Here is a 14,335-nt window from a genome sequence, read left to right on the forward strand (position 1 = left end):
GCGCTAACCGACCGGCCCGTCATGGCCGGTCGGTTTGCGTCGTGCACTGACCAGCAGGCTCAGGAACCGGATTCCGAGGCCGAGCAGGGCAAAGGTGCTGACCATCTGGATCGACACCGCGACACGGGTTTCCTGAGCGACGGCAGCGATGTCGCCGAATCCGGTGGTCGTGAACACCGTCAGACTGAAGTACAGCGCGTCGATCCGGGTGAGTTTCTCGGTGAAACTACCGTGATCATAGTCGGAGAAGATGAAATACATTGTCGCGAAAGCGATCACGTAGAACGTGGCCAGCGCCACCAACATCTCGAGGGCGGTGACCACCGGGTACGGTGACCGCAGGAAGTGGTGGATCTCGTAGCCGCAGAACGCAATCAGCAATGCAACACCGACCAGGAACCCCAGGGCCTTGGAGTTGCTCGCGGCGTTGATCGGCAACAGGAAATAACCGAACAGCAAGATCACACCCGCCGCGATCGGCCGTACCACGCCGGCGGCCATCTCGAGGCGGGTGACCTCGTGGCCGCCGATCAGCCGACGGCGATGCGGTTCACCAGATCCGGACACGGTCGGCGTCCGGGAGGAACAGAGCATCGCCCTCGGTGACGCCGAACGCCTCGTAGAACGCGTCGATATTCCGGACGACCCCGTTGCAGCGGAACTCCGGCGGCGAGTGCGGATCGATCGACAGTCGGCGGATGGCCTCGGCCTCACGGGTTTTGGTGCGCCAGATCTGCGCCCAGCTGTAGAACACCCGCTGGGTTCCGGTGAGGCCGTCGATCTCCGGCACGTCGGTCCCCGAGGTTGCGAGATCGTAGGCGACGAGCGCGATCGACAACCCGCCGAGGTCGCCGATGTTCTCGCCGATGGTGAACTCGCCGTTCACCTTGTACTTCTCGTCGAGACCCTCGGGTGTGAACTCGTTGTACTGATCGATGAGTGTGCGGGTGCGAGTGGAGAATTCGGCGCGGTCGGCGTCGCTCCACCAGTTCACGAGGTTGCCGTCACCGTCGTACTTGGCGCCCTGATCGTCGAACCCGTGGCCGATCTCGTGGCCGATCACCGCGCCGATGCCGCCGTAGTTGGCGGCGTCGTCGGCATCGGGATCGAAGAACGGTGGCTGCAAGATGGCCGCGGGGAAGACGATCTCGTTCATCCCCGGGTTGTAGTAGGCGTTGACCGTCTGAGGCGTCATGAACCACTCGTCGCGGTCGACCGGCGCGCCGATCTTCGCGAACTCCCGATCCTGCTCGAAAGACGCGGCGCGCGCGACGTTTCCGATGAGATCGCCACGATCGACGGTCAGCGCACTGTAATCCCGCCAATGCGCCGGGTAGCCGATCTTCGGGGTGAACTTCCCGAGCTTGGTCAGCGCCTTCTCCCGGGTGGCCGGGGTCATCCACTCCAGTTCGGAGATGTTGCGACGGTAGGCCTCGACGAGATTGCCGATCAGTTCGTCCATTCGCGCCTTGGCCTCGGGCGGGAAATGCTTGGCCACATACAGTCGTCCGACGGCGAAGCCCATCGCGTTCTCGACGAAGCCCACGCCCCGCTTCCAGCGGTCCCGATTGGTCTCCGCGCCGGTCAGGGTGCGACCGTAGAAATCGAAGTTCTCGTCGACGAATGCCGAGGACAGATACGGCGCCGCTGTGCGCAGCAACCGCCACGACAACCAGGTCGTCCAGTCCGACAAGGGGGCCTGGGCGACGAGCGCGGAGACGTCGGTGACGAAGGACGGCTGCCCCACGACCACCTCGGCGAACGTGGTGTCGCCGACCGTGCCCAGACCGCCGAACCACGAGTGAAGATCGAAACCCGATGCCGCGGAACCGAACTCGTCGAGACTCATCAGGTTGTACGTGAGCTCCGCGTCGCGACGGCGGACCACGTCCCAATGGTGGCCGGCGATCGCGGTCTCCAGACGCAGTACCGTGGCCGCCCGGTCGCCGGCGTCGTCGAAGCCGGCGAGGGTGAACATCTGCGCCACATGCGCCCGGTAGGCGTCCAGCGTCGCGGCGTGCTTGTCCTCGCGGTAGTAGGACTCGTCGGGCAGGCCGAGTCCCGACTGCACTACGTGCACGAGGTAGCGGTCGGACTGGCGGGCGTCGGTGTCGACGTAGAACCCGAAGAGCCCGCCGACGCCGTGCCGCTGCAGCCGACCCATGCGTGCGGAGAGCTCACTGACGTCGGAGATCGAGGCGATGGCCTCGAGCTCGCCGGAGATCGGGCCGATGCCGAGCGCTTCGATGTGCTCGGTGTCCATGAAGGAGCCGTAGAGATCGCCGATCTTGGCGGCGTCGGTGCCGCTCTCGGGATTCGATTCGGCGGCTTCGACGATGATGTCGCGGACGTTCTCCTCGGCGCGATCGCGCAGCACGTGGAAGGCACCGTCGACCGATCGGTCCTCGGGGATGGTGTGGGACTCCAGCCACTTGCCGTTGACGTGGGTGAACAGGTCGTCCTGGACGCGCACGGCGTCGTCGACCCAGTCGAGGTCCAGTCCGGAAGCGGGGAGAGAAGTATTCGACACAGTCACGCGTTCCATCCTGTCACCGCCGTCGCGATCCGTCAGCCGGCATGGTCGGGTAGGGATCACGGGTGTTCGCGAGAAACATCGGATGAGTGCGGTCAGTCCGACGTGGCCGCCCTGCCTCTCTCCTGTTTTCAGTCATCCGGCGAGTAGCTCGACCGCAAAAGCCCAGGTCAGCAAGCGCGGCTAAAAGAGAAATGACTGAAAACCGGCGATCGGCTCAGAACTCTTCGAAAGCTGGGTTCAGAACTCCCCGAGTGCCGAGTTCATCGCCCAGTACAGGATCTCGGCGTTCTCGCCGGCCGTCAGCTCCGCGTCGTCGACGTCGGTTCCGCGTGCGGCGTCCCCGGCGCCGAGCTCGATGGGTGCCTGCCGGTCGTCGGCGTCCACCGAGACATCCACCGACCCGGTGACGACGAACAGATGGGTGAACCGTGCCCCGGGGAGCCGGATCGTCGAGCCCGCCGAGGGGCGGGCTGCATACAGTGTCGCGCCGGCGTTCGCGATCGAGATGGCCGCCTCGTGGGTGGGATCGCCGGAGGCCACCGTCACCAGGGCGCCGGTGGACAGCTCCGCGGAGATGTCGCGCTGGGCGTAGGAGGGGGACAGACCGTGACTGTCGGGCATGACCCACATCTGCACGTAGTGCGTGGTCGAGGTACCCGACGCCGGAAGGTCGGGCCAGGGGTCGTTGCGCTCGGAGTGGTCGATACCGCGTCCGGCGCTCATGCGTTGGGCCAGGCCGGGGACCACCACGCCCGCATGCCCCGCGGAGTCGCGGTGGACCAGAGAGCCCGAGCTCACCCATGTGACGATCTCGGATTCTTGATGGTGATGTGATCCGAAACCACAATCGGGCGGTAAAAATTCTTCATTAGATGCAATTAAGGCACCATGATGGGTGTTGGCTGGATCATAGTGATCCCCGAAGGAGAAGCAATGGTAGGAGGTGAGCCAGGCGGTCGCCGTCAGGCTCCTGTCTCCGGCCCGAATGACCGTGTAGCCCATACCCCATTATGGGCATCCGAGAACAGCACGGATTCGGGCCCGTCCCGCGCTGCCCGCACTCCGCAGCCCTCGCCACGTTCGATGTCGGGTCGTCATCGCGCCGCGGACGACGAAGCCGAGGTGCGGCCCGCACCTCGCGGGCCCCGCGATCGCCGCTTCGACGACAGAACGCCGGTCCGCGCCCCCGGCCGCTCACCCGCTGTCAACAGGCGTGCGGTACCCGGAGCTCCGTCCGCGCAGCGGGCGGTCGGGCCATCCCGGCGGCAAGCGCCGCCACCGACCCCGCGGCAAGCGCCACCGCCGACCCCGCGTCCCCGCGCGGGCGACATGCCCCCGCGATCCAGTACTCGGTCCGGTGCGGCGTCGCGCCCAGACCCCGTGCGCCCAGACCCCGTGCGCCCAGACCCCGTGCGTACTGCCAAGCACTCGCGCGCCGACGCCCCGCCCAGGTCGTCCACGTCGACAATCCCGGCACCCACGGCACGCGACAGCGGGACGGGCGGCACGTCCGATGAGGGCGTCGTGTCACTGACGAAGACGGCCACTCGCGACAAAACCGCGGCACGAGACACGATCGTGACCGGTCCGAATCCCGACTGCAAGCCCGCGGGATCGAAATCGCGTGTGACTAGAGTGAAAATTGTGACTATGGGTACTCGTGTGAAGTGGGCGGTGCTGGCCGCGTGCGTCGTGCTGATCTGTGCGGCCGCATTCGGCATCAAGGAGTTGGTCGCACCGACCCCCGACACCGGTGCCAAGGCAGCGATCAATGCCTTCGCCGCGGCATGGGGACGCCAGGACGCGGCGGCGACGGCGTCGCTGACCACCGCACCCGGCCAGGCCGGTGAGTCCTTCACCCAGACCTTCCAGGCGATGAACGCCCGTGAGGTCGACGTCGAGGTCCGCAAGCCGGTCGAATACAGCGACGGCACGGCGTCGTTCTCGCTGCAGACGACGTGGAAGTTCGACGCCGACCACAGCTTCACCTCGACCACCTCCGGCGGTGCGCGGCACCTGTCGACCGGGTGGAAGGTCACCTGGGACCCGGGCGTGATCTATCCGGGGCTGCCCACGGGCGGCAACCTGCGGGAGATCCGCACGGATGCCACACCGGCGCCGACGGTCACCAGCCGCTCCGGCAAGACCTTCATGTATCTGCAGCCGGTCAACGAGATCGTCCTCGACCCCACCCAGACCCGCAACGTCAACGCCTCGGCGGCGGCATTGGCCAACGCGCTCGCCCCGATCGCCCCGTTGATCACCACCTCGGTGATCAATCAGAAGCTGGCCCAGACGCCGGGTCAGGCGATCACCGCGGTCACCCTGCGCAACTCCGACATGGAAGTCCTCAGTCGTGACCCGGCGTCGGTGCCCGGGGTCACGGTGCGCAAGGCCGGCATGCTCGTCATGGCCGATCGGCGCCTGTCCTCACCGTTGGAGGCGGGTCTGACCAATTACTGGCAGGCCATCCGCGACGCCACCGCCGGCTGGCAGGTGCAGATGGTCGGGCCGGGCATGGCCCCGCAGCGGCTCGACGGACAGCAAGGTCCTCCGGGGCCGAGCGTGTCCACCTCGGTCGATCAGGGCGTCCAGCTCAGTCTCGGTGACGCTGCCGTCGAGGTCGGCCAGCCGGCGACGATCATGGCCCTCGACGCGAAGACCGGGGCGATTCTCGGTGTGGCACAGAATGATTACGCGGCCGACCGGGGCAACAACCTCGACGCCGCCTACCCCGTCGGCACCACCCTCGACCCGGTGCTCGCCGCCGTCGACAAGGCTGCCCGCGCCAACCAGGAGACCACCGATCAGGTGCTCGATCGGCTCGGCCTGGGCGTGCAGTTCACGATCCCCGGCGCCAGCGCGCCGGCCCAGGGGTCGGGCGTCGCGACGATCGACCTGCAGTCGGCGGCGTCGCGGATGTCGATGACCAACATGGCCGCGCTCGGGGTGGCGATGGCGCGCAGTGCGTCGGGCACGATGAGCTCGGTGGCGCCCTACGTCATCAACGGTGTACCGACCAAGGTTGCGGGCGGATCGCTGGGGAATCTCGATGCCGGACTGACCACTCCGATCTGGGCCGCGATGACGAGCACCGTCAAGACCGGCGACGCCAGTGACCTCACCGGCGCTCCCGGGTTGCGTGCGCTGGTCGGCACCAACGGACCCGAGGGCCCCGGATGGTTCGTCGGCGTCCAGGGCGGCAAGGTCATCGTCATCTACACCGAGGGACCGAAGTCGGGGACCGCGGCACTACAGGTCGCGCAGAAGTACTTCCGGATCAACTGAGTCATCAACCGCGTCCCGGTGTGGACCGAGGACCCGATCGTGGCCGGCTACTGCGCGGCGTCGGCCGGTCGGGGTGGTTCGGCAGTCCCCGTGCGCCGCAGGATGAGAGCTGCCAGCGCCCGCCAGCCCAGGAGCACCAGGCCGAGGAACAGTGTCGCGACGATGATGAAGCTCACCTCGGTGCCCTCGTGGAGCAGGTACCGCAGGATCATGCCGACGGTGACGGTGCAGAACCAGATGGCCAACCCGGCCGGTGCCAGGCGCTCCGGGCGGAAGTCGCGACCGAACCAATCGCTGGAACGGACGTGGGAGTAGACGTAGACGATCGACCAGCCGACCGCTGTCCCGGCGAGGAACGGCCACAGCGTCTGAGCCACACCGAGCGGGTTGAAACCGTTGTGGTGTGAGGCCCGTCCGATCAGCACGAACACGGATACGGCGACGATGTCGACGAGTGCGGTGACCGGCAACTGCACGTGTGCAGACGCCTGTGACTGGGACCGGGCCCCCCTGGTGGCCATGTCAGAACTCGACATGGTCATCCACGGTAGCCCGAAATCCTCGTCAGGCCGAACTCGCTCCGTCATTCGGAGGATCCGGGCGGCCCTCGGCGCGCGGTGTTTGGTCGGATGTGCCGGGCTCGTCGTGCTCCTCGAGCTCGTCGATCACCATCTCGCGTTCGCGGTCGTAGGTGGCCTCGAGTTCGCCCTTGTCGCGGATGCCCGTCCGGAACTTCGCCAGGATGACGACCCACCCGATGGCTGCGATCAGCACGTAGCTGACGATCCGATAGACCAGCACGGCGGTCAGCGCGTCCGCGGCCGGCATGCCCGCGGTGGTCAACGCCGGCACCAGGACCGCATCGACGACACCGATCCCACCGGGCAGTAGCGGCACCGCGGTGCCCACCGCCTTGCCGGCAGCGTAGGCGACCATCACCCCCGAGATCGACGGGTGCACGCCGACCGCCCAGCACGCGAACATCAGACATGCGATGTCGGTGACCCAGTTGAACAGGCTCCAGCCGAACGCGATGGTGGTGTCGCGGCGGGTCAACTGCACTGCGCGGAGCTGTTCGAGGACCTCGTTGAATCGCTCCAGACCCGAGTCCTCGGGCTTGTTGCGCAGATGGTTGTACCAGCCCAGAACCCGTTCGCCGGTGGACTGCAGCGACTCGGGGTGGGTGGCCAGGTACTGCAGGACGAGTGCGACGGCGACGAAACCGACGATGGAGAACATCAGCGAGAACGGGTTGGTCTTGGCGCCGGCGAGCACCGCGCCGCCGAAACCGAGGACGGCCAGACCCACGCCCGCCAGCAACCCCGACATCACCACCTGCCAGGACGCGACGACCGGTGTGGCACCCCACTTGCGGGTTTCGCGATAGGTGAATGCCGGCGCCAGCACCTGACCGCCGGGCATCGTCTGCGACAACGAGTTGGCCGCCAGCACCACCGCCAGCGATTGCAATTGCCGGACCCGCACCCCGGCCGAGCTCAGCAGCGCTCGCTGGACCTGGGCGAAGCTGTCCATCGAGAGCACGGCCGCGACGATGCACGCCACCAGCCACACCCAGTCCAGATCGCCGGTTCGGTGCCAGACCTGCTCGAGTTTCGGCCAGATCAGCACCACCTCGACCGCAAGAATCGCGATCACCAACGCGAGCAATACCCATCGGAGCCACCAGAATCGGCGACGCAGTGCCGGATGCGCGCCGACCGACGAATGCTCCGATGACATAGCCATCACCCTAACGACCGCTACGCTGACAATTGTGAACGATGGTTCCCCGGCGGGCTCCGCGTCCGGCGACGGTGACGACGGGTCCCAGCCAGGTGTGTCCCAGCCAGGTGTGTCCCAGCCGGGTCGGGGTCTGGCCGACCTCGACCGGTCGTCGGTACATCCGATGGTCCGCAAGGCGGCCGAGTGGAGTTGGCGGCTTCTGCTGATCCTGGCGGCGATCTACGTCGTGGGTCGGTTGTTCAAGAAGTTCGACGAGGTCACGGTGCCACTGGCATTGGCGATCCTGCTGTCGGCGTTCTTGGTGCCCGCCGTCGATTTCCTCAATCGCCGTCGGGTTCCGCGGTCGTTGGCGGTCGTCATCGTGATGCTCACCGCGCTCGGCGTGGTCGCGGGTGTGCTGACCTTTGTCGGGCGCGCCTTCGTCAGTGGGTTCCCGCAGTTGACCAATGAGGTGGTGTCGACGGTCGACCAGACGCGAAAGTGGTTGACCGACGGTCCATTGGGTATCGATCCCTCTCAGGTCAACCATCTCGGCAACAACATCATCGACCTGATGCAGCACAATCAGGCAAAGCTTGCCAGTGGCGCACTCGCCACCGCGACCACCGCCACCGAGCTGGTCACCGGCCTGCTGTTGATGATCTTCCTGATGATCTTCTTCCTCTACGGGGGCGGTCAGATCTGGGAGTTCTGCGCGCATCTGATCCCGCGCGGCTCCCGGGAGAAGGTCGTCGCGGCGGGGGTCGCCGGTTTCGGCACGCTGGTGGCGTATGTGCGTGCGACCGTTGTGGTCGCGCTCGTCGACGCCGTCTGCATCGGGATCGGCCTGGCGATTCTCCGTGTGCCGCTGGCGCTTCCGCTGGCCACGGTGATCTTTCTGTTCTCCTTCATCCCGATCGTCGGTGCGCTGATCAGCGGAACCCTCGCGGTGATCATCGCGCTGGTCACCCAGGGCTGGTTGACCGCGGTGATCGTGCTGGCGATCCTCGTCGGCGTCATGCAACTCGAAGGGCATGTGCTGCAACCGTTCCTGATGGGCCGTTCGGTGCGACTGCATCCGGTTGCCGTGGTCCTCGGGATCGGCGCGGGTATCGTCGCCTCCGGAATCGTCGGCGGTCTGCTCGCCGTGCCCGTGATCGCCTTCGCCAACACCGCGATCCGCTATCTGCGCGGCACCCCGCTCACCGAGGTGATCAAGGGCGACAAGGGGTTCGAGGCGGCACCCGATCCGCCGATCTGGGATCGATTACATCTCGATCAGGCGATCGTCGACGCCGAACAACTCGCCGAGGAGATCGGCGACGACGATGCGGAAGCCGACCGCAACGAGCCGGAGCCGGACCGCGGGAACCCCGATCGCAAGGACGCAAGCCCCAAGGATTCCGGCGGCAAGGATTCCGATTCCGGCCGCAAGCCCTGAGGTCTCAGTCGCCCGTCTGGCCGCTGCGGCTGCGACGCAGCAGATCGTGCACGCTGATCCGATCATCGTCCTCGGTGTCGCGGGCATGACGATCCGATGCCGTCCGGTCACGGCCCGGCGAGCTGGCTCGCGGGTCGTCGGCGGACGGCGCACCCGAGCGATCGGGTCCGGCACGACCGGGTGCGGCCGGATCGGGGACGTCGGCCGTGGTGGTCGGGTCCGCGGTGGTCGGATCACTGACGGCGCGTGGCGGCACCAGCCGCGACGATCCCTGCGACAGACCACGATCCATGGGGGAGGGGCGGTCGGGACGTGCCTCGGTGGGGGCCGGGCGACCGCGTCGAGAGCGTTCCTCCGGGCTCAACGATGCGGCCAGCGGACGCTGGCCGGTCTGGTCGAGCTCGGGCCGACGCGACAGCGGTGATCCCGGTCCCGGTTGTGGCCCACTCGCGCTGCCGGGTGGAGGTCCCGAGGGCGGTGTCGGCGGACGGCGGGTCAGGTCGGGACGTGCACGGTGACCCGGCTGCGATTGAGTGCCCGGCTGGGGCCGGCCTGTCGCCGGCGGTGCGGTTCGGGGGCGCGGCGCGCTCGGTGGTTGCGGAGTACTCGGTGGTTGCGAACGTGCTGCGCCCGACGTGCCCGGGGCGCCCGAAGTGTTTGGCGCGCTGGGCGATTCCGTTGCGCCTGCGACCGGTCCGGGTGCACTGAGGCGGATGCCGCCCTCGCCGAGGCTCCACCCACCGGTATCGGGGCGGTCCTGTGTGTTCGGCGAGTAGCGCCGCGGCGGGGCCGGCGGTGCGTCGGCGGGCGCCGAGGCCACCGGCCGAGGTGCCCCCGGACGGGGGCCGGTCGTCATGCGCGGCGCAGGCATGTCACCCGACGGAGGTGCGGATGGACCGCGTCGTGCGGTGGCCGGCGGTGTGGGAACCTTCTGCGCCGGAACCTTCTGCGCCGGAACCTTCTGGGTGGGAACCCGTTGTGCCCGTGCGCGGTTCGGCGCTGATGGGGGTGCGGCTGATGCGGGTGCGGCAGGCCTGCGGGGTCCGCCCGGTTCCACGGTTTGCGGGGTGGCCCGCCCGGCGCGGCGTCGCGTACCCGCCGCCGACGGCGCTGCGGCCATCACCGATGTCGGGACCTCCGAGACCAGGGTGCCCGCACTGATCGCGCGTGGGGCGATGGCGTCGGGACGCTTGTCGTCGGGTTCCTCGTCGAGAATGATCTCGCCCAGACCGATCTTGCGCTGCAGCGTGCGCATCCAGCGCGGTGCCCACCAGCAGTCGTCGCCGAGCAGTTTCATCACCGACGGCACCAACAGCATGCGAATGATGGTGGCGTCCAAGATGAGTGCGGCGATCATGCCGTACGCGATGTACTTCATCATCACGATCTCGGACAGGCCGAACGCGCCGGTCACCACCACGAGAATGGCGGCGGCCGCGGTGATGATGCGACCGGTCAGCGCCGTGCCGACGCGGATCGCCTCGGTGGTCGACGCGCCGCGCTGTCTCGCTTCCACCATGCGGGACAACAGGAATATCTCGTAGTCCGTGGACAGGCCGAACACGATGGCGATGATCAGTACCAGTACCGCGGCGAACAGCGGGCCGGGGGTGAAGTTGGCGATGCCGGCACCATGGCCGTCGACGAAGATCCATGTCAGGATGCCCAGCGTGGCGCCGAGACCCAGCACCGACATCAACGCCGCCTTGATCGGCAACACCACCGACCCGAACGCCAAGAACATCAGCAGCCCGGTGATCAGCACGAGCATCAGTGCCATCAACGGAAGTCGTTGCAGCAGAGCATCAATGGAGTCCTGCGTGAGCGCCGGCGTGCCGGCCACCCACATGCGCATACCGCTGGGCACATCGATCTTGCGCAGATCCTTGATCGCCTCACCCGCGGTGTCCCGATTCACCAGGCCCGCCGACATCTGCAGCACCTGTAGTCCCGACGATCCGTAGCTGCCGGTGAGGGCGCCGTCGTCGGCGGAGGAGCTGAATTTCTTGGTGAAGCCGGGGACCTTGTTGGCCTCGTCGGCGATCTGCGAGATCGCATTACCCGCCGACGAGTTGTTCTCGTCGTACATGATGACGAGCTTGATGTCCTCGGTGCGTTCGGTCGGGAAGTACTTGTCGAAAGCCTCCTGCGCGACCCGGCTCGGATTGTCCGGCGGCAGGTACTGCTCGCTGATACCGCCGAACTTGATGCCACCGAACGGGATCGTCAATACCAGCAGCAAGAGGACGGTGGGTACCGCGGTGGCCACCGGGTGCTTCATCACCCAGCCCGAGAGCCGGCCCCAGAATCCGTTCTCGATCTCCTCCCGCGACTTGGTGCGGCCGGTGAGGTCGGCGACGCGGTGGTCGAGCCGATCGGCGCCCGACGGGGAGAACTTCCGCACGATCGGGAACAGGGTGTAGGAGAGCATCCAGCGCAGCGAGAATGCGTCGACGCGCGGCCCGAGGATGCCCAGGAGTGCGGGCAGCACGGTGATCGAGAGGATCGCCGCCAGCGACACCGACGCGATCGCGCCGTAGGCCACCGACTTGAGGAAGCCCTGCGGCATGATCAGCAGACACGCGATCGCGGCGACGATGATCGTCGCCGAGAACACCACCGTCTGACCGGCGGTCATCACGGTTCTTCGTACCGCGGCTTTCGTCGAATACCCTTCGGCGAGTTCTTCTCGGAATCGGCTGACGATGAACAGCCCGTAGTCGATGGCGATGCCCAGACCGATCAGGGTGACGACCGACTGGGCGAAGATGTTCAGTTCGGTGACCTGGGCGATCGCGTTCATGATGCCCAGCGAGCCGGCGATCGTCAGACCGCCGATGAAGACCGGCAGGCAGGCGGCGATGACACCACCGAAGATGAAGAACAACATCAGCGCGACCAGTGGCAGGGCGATGATCTCGGCGCGGTGGATGTCGGCGTCCATGCCGCGGGCCATGGCTCCGGCGACCGGCTGCAGGCCGGCGAGTTGGAACGTGGTGCCGGCCGGTAGGTCGTAGCGCTGCGCGATGTTGTCGAAGAATGGCTCGATCGTCTTGAAGTTGTTGAGCACCGTGGTGTCGTCGTTGCCGGCGACACCGATACTGATGAACGCCCGCTGCTGATCAGGGGTGATCGTGCGGGATCTGACGATGTCCTGCGCGGCCTTGCCCGCGGCATCGGTCGGGGTGAAGAACGGGTCGATGACCTGCTGGTTGTTCCGCAGCGCCGACTGTTCGCCCTCCGGAGTGGAGGTGTCGCCGTTGTAGGCGCGCTGCACGACCGTCGGATATTTGGTCAGCAGGTCGTCGACGAATTTCTCGACCTTCGTGCTGATCTGCGGGTCGGTCACCTTGGTGCCGGGCGGGGCGGTGATCAGCAGGATGACGTCGGAGCGGTGATCGCGGCCGAGGGCGGTGTCGGCGACGACCGAACCCTTCGACGACTGCGACGTCGGATCGAACCACCCGCTCTGGCTGAGATGCTTGCTGAGTCCGAGGCCGTAGAGCCCCAGTCCGCCCATCAACACCACCAGGACGGCGATGACGGCGAAGCGCATCCGATAGACGAATGTGCCGATGGCTCCGAACACGCCGAGTCCTTTCTGAAAGTCCGGGGAAGAATTGTCGCAGCGCCTCCTGAGCTCTCCCTGAGGTACTGCTCGTGAGGCCCCCGACGCCTCGTTACTGCGGTTGTGCCACCCGGCTCACCGGAGAAGCGCCGACAGCGGCCGGAACGGCGCCAGCCACGCGCCCTCGTCGGGCAGCGAGTCCAGGCCGATACGCGGTAACGGTTCGCGGAACACACCGGGGATGTCTTCGAGATCGACGAACTCGAGTCCGTCGGTCGTCAACGCCCAGCTGGCGTGCTCGCGGAACCCGATCACGGTGACCGGGACACCGTCGGCAACGATCTCCAACAGTGGTTCCCGGAACGCCTGCCCGTCGGCAGACGCCACGATCAGTCCGGCTAACCCCACAGTGTGCCTGCGCAACTCGATGTGGTCGAGCATGTCGGAGTCGACGTCGCTGTCCTCGGACACCTTGGGCTTGGCGAACACGGCGTAGCCGACGTTGCGCAAGGCCTCCACCCACGGCCGCACGACATCGGCGCTACCAGGCACGATGTTGGTGAACACGGTCGCCTCGGGTTCCACGGGATGCCCGGCCGCCGAGCCGTCGGCGGCTGTGTCGAGTTCCACGTCGCCGGCCGCGCGTCGACCGGACAGATCGGCTGTGCGGGTCAGCATCCACCGCCCGAGAGCGTCGAAACGTGGGCGGTGCGCCGCGGTCGGCCGACCGCCGAGGATCGCGCCGAGACCCATGTCCATGTTCGGTGCGTCCCACACCAGGAGCATGCGCGGGGCGCCGCTCTGGCCGGCGATCGTGTCGGCGAATCGACCGCCGGGCGGGGTCGGTGCGGCGTCGTTCATCGATTCTCCTCGGCCCTGGTGGGTGGGTCCTGCGGCGGCTTGACGTAGACGAACTCGTTGACGTCGCGGCCCTCGCGTTCGGCGCGTCCCTCGAACTTCGTCGTCGGACGGCTCAGCGAGATGGGTGTCGGGCGGGTCGCCGGCACCACGTGCGGCGCGGCCGGGTCCTGGGTGGCCAGGATCTCGGCGATCCACTCGGCGTAGTCGGCGTGGTCGGTGGCGATGTGCAGGATCCCACCGTCGACCAGGCGGTCGGCCATCAACTCGACGGTGCCGCGCTGGATGAAACGGCGTTTGTGGTGGCGGGATTTGGGCCACGGGTCGGGAAAGAAAACCCGGATACCGGTGAGACTGCGCGGTGCGATCAGTTCCCGCAGCACCACCAGTGCGTCACCGCGGATCATCCGGATGTTGGTGAGACCGCCCCGATCGATCAGGCCGAGAAGCTGCGCGAGCCCCGGTTTGTAGACCTCGACGGCGACGACGTCGACGTCGGGTTCGGCCTGCGCCATCGCCGCGGTCGAGATCCCGGTGCCGCTGCCGACCTCGAGGACCCGCGGCGCGTCCCGGCCGAACGCGGCGGCCATGTCCATCGGCGGCTCCGGCGTCTGATCGGCACCGGTGGCCAGATCGCGGCCCAGCCGGGGCCACAGGGTCTCCCAATTGCGCTGCTGGTTGGGCGTCAGGGTGCCGCGCCGGAACCGGAAGCTCGTCACCCGCGGGTACAGCCGGGACCGATCGACGTACTCACCGGCGGGCTGGTCCCGAATGGATTCACCCTGCTCACGCCCGGTGGCGTCGGCGGCAGGGGGCACCGGTCGGTCAGTGTTCACCGGTCCATCGTGTCCTATCGCCGTGGAGAGGTCATCCTCGACACCCTGGGCCTGTGTATTTCTGTGCCGCACGTCGGGCTTGTCCG

10 protein-coding genes are annotated in these 14,335 nt (G+C 67.3%); 2 read left to right on the forward strand and 8 right to left on the reverse strand.

What is annotated here, in order from left to right:
• Nucleotides 1-3: 3 nt before the first annotated feature.
• The 3 genes from GOPIP_RS09295 to GOPIP_RS09305 all read right to left on the reverse strand — a co-directional run bounded on the left by GOPIP_RS09295 (nucleotide 4) and on the right by GOPIP_RS09305 (nucleotide 3,538).
• The gene (locus tag GOPIP_RS09295; RefSeq protein WP_240524086.1) at nucleotides 4-567 is read right to left on the reverse strand and encodes a potassium channel family protein; all 564 of its coding nucleotides are present in this window, start codon (nucleotides 565-567) and stop codon (nucleotides 4-6) included.
• Nucleotides 551-2,545 (reverse strand): M13 family metallopeptidase, encoded by a 1,995-nt coding sequence (locus GOPIP_RS09300; RefSeq protein ID WP_006369388.1) that lies wholly within the window; start codon nucleotides 2,543-2,545, stop codon nucleotides 551-553. Before GOPIP_RS09300 ends, GOPIP_RS09295 begins: the two co-directional genes overlap by 17 nt.
• 228 nt (nucleotides 2,546-2,773) lie before the next feature.
• Nucleotides 2,774-3,538, reverse strand: a complete 765-nt coding sequence (locus tag GOPIP_RS09305) for a pirin family protein (RefSeq protein ID WP_006369389.1) — start codon at nucleotides 3,536-3,538, stop codon at nucleotides 2,774-2,776.
• A gap of 648 nt (nucleotides 3,539-4,186) precedes the next feature.
• Between GOPIP_RS09305 and GOPIP_RS09310 the strand changes: the two genes are divergently transcribed.
• Entirely contained in the window at nucleotides 4,187-5,824 is a 1,638-nt protein-coding gene (locus GOPIP_RS09310) for an NTF2-like N-terminal transpeptidase domain-containing protein (protein ID WP_006369390.1), read from the forward strand.
• A gap of 47 nt (nucleotides 5,825-5,871) precedes the next feature.
• Here GOPIP_RS09310 and GOPIP_RS09315 read toward each other — a convergent pair whose 3' ends face one another.
• Together GOPIP_RS09315 and GOPIP_RS09320 are read right to left on the reverse strand one after the other, a co-directional pair.
• Nucleotides 5,872-6,360: a DUF3054 domain-containing protein gene (locus GOPIP_RS09315; protein ID WP_050955250.1), complete on the reverse strand. Its 489-nt coding sequence runs from the start codon at nucleotides 6,358-6,360 to the stop codon at nucleotides 5,872-5,874.
• 28 nt (nucleotides 6,361-6,388) lie between these two features.
• Nucleotides 6,389-7,564 carry a lysylphosphatidylglycerol synthase transmembrane domain-containing protein gene (locus GOPIP_RS09320; protein WP_006369392.1) on the reverse strand — a complete coding sequence of 392 codons (1,176 nt, stop codon included), beginning with the start codon at nucleotides 7,562-7,564 and terminating at the stop codon, nucleotides 6,389-6,391.
• Between the two features lie 112 nt (nucleotides 7,565-7,676).
• Here GOPIP_RS09320 and GOPIP_RS09325 point away from each other — a divergent pair, with 112 nt between their 5' ends.
• Complete coding sequence (locus GOPIP_RS09325) at nucleotides 7,677-8,987, forward strand: AI-2E family transporter (RefSeq protein WP_006369393.1); 1,311 nt, start codon at nucleotides 7,677-7,679, stop codon at nucleotides 8,985-8,987.
• A 4-nt stretch (nucleotides 8,988-8,991) separates the two neighbouring features.
• Here the strand turns inward: GOPIP_RS09325 and GOPIP_RS09330 are convergent, their stop codons facing one another.
• The 3 genes from GOPIP_RS09330 to trmB all read right to left on the reverse strand — a co-directional run bounded on the left by GOPIP_RS09330 (nucleotide 8,992) and on the right by trmB (nucleotide 14,267).
• A complete protein-coding gene (locus tag GOPIP_RS09330) occupies nucleotides 8,992-12,576 on the reverse strand; it encodes an MMPL family transporter (protein ID WP_006369394.1) in 3,585 nt (1,194 codons plus the stop codon).
• 114 nt (nucleotides 12,577-12,690) lie between these two features.
• On the reverse strand, nucleotides 12,691-13,416 hold the full coding sequence (locus GOPIP_RS09335; RefSeq protein ID WP_006369395.1) for an NYN domain-containing protein: 726 nt from the start codon (nucleotides 13,414-13,416) through the stop codon (nucleotides 12,691-12,693).
• Nucleotides 13,413-14,267, reverse strand: coding sequence for a tRNA (guanosine(46)-N7)-methyltransferase TrmB (gene trmB, locus GOPIP_RS09340; protein ID WP_373278832.1), 855 nt, complete (start codon nucleotides 14,265-14,267; stop codon nucleotides 13,413-13,415). The genes GOPIP_RS09335 and trmB overlap by 4 nt, the downstream gene beginning before the upstream one ends.
• Between the last annotated feature and the right edge of the window lie 68 nt (nucleotides 14,268-14,335).

It is taken from the genome of Gordonia polyisoprenivorans NBRC 16320 = JCM 10675, from assembly GCF_000241325.1.
GTDB lineage: Bacteria > Actinomycetota > Actinomycetes > Mycobacteriales > Mycobacteriaceae > Gordonia > Gordonia polyisoprenivorans.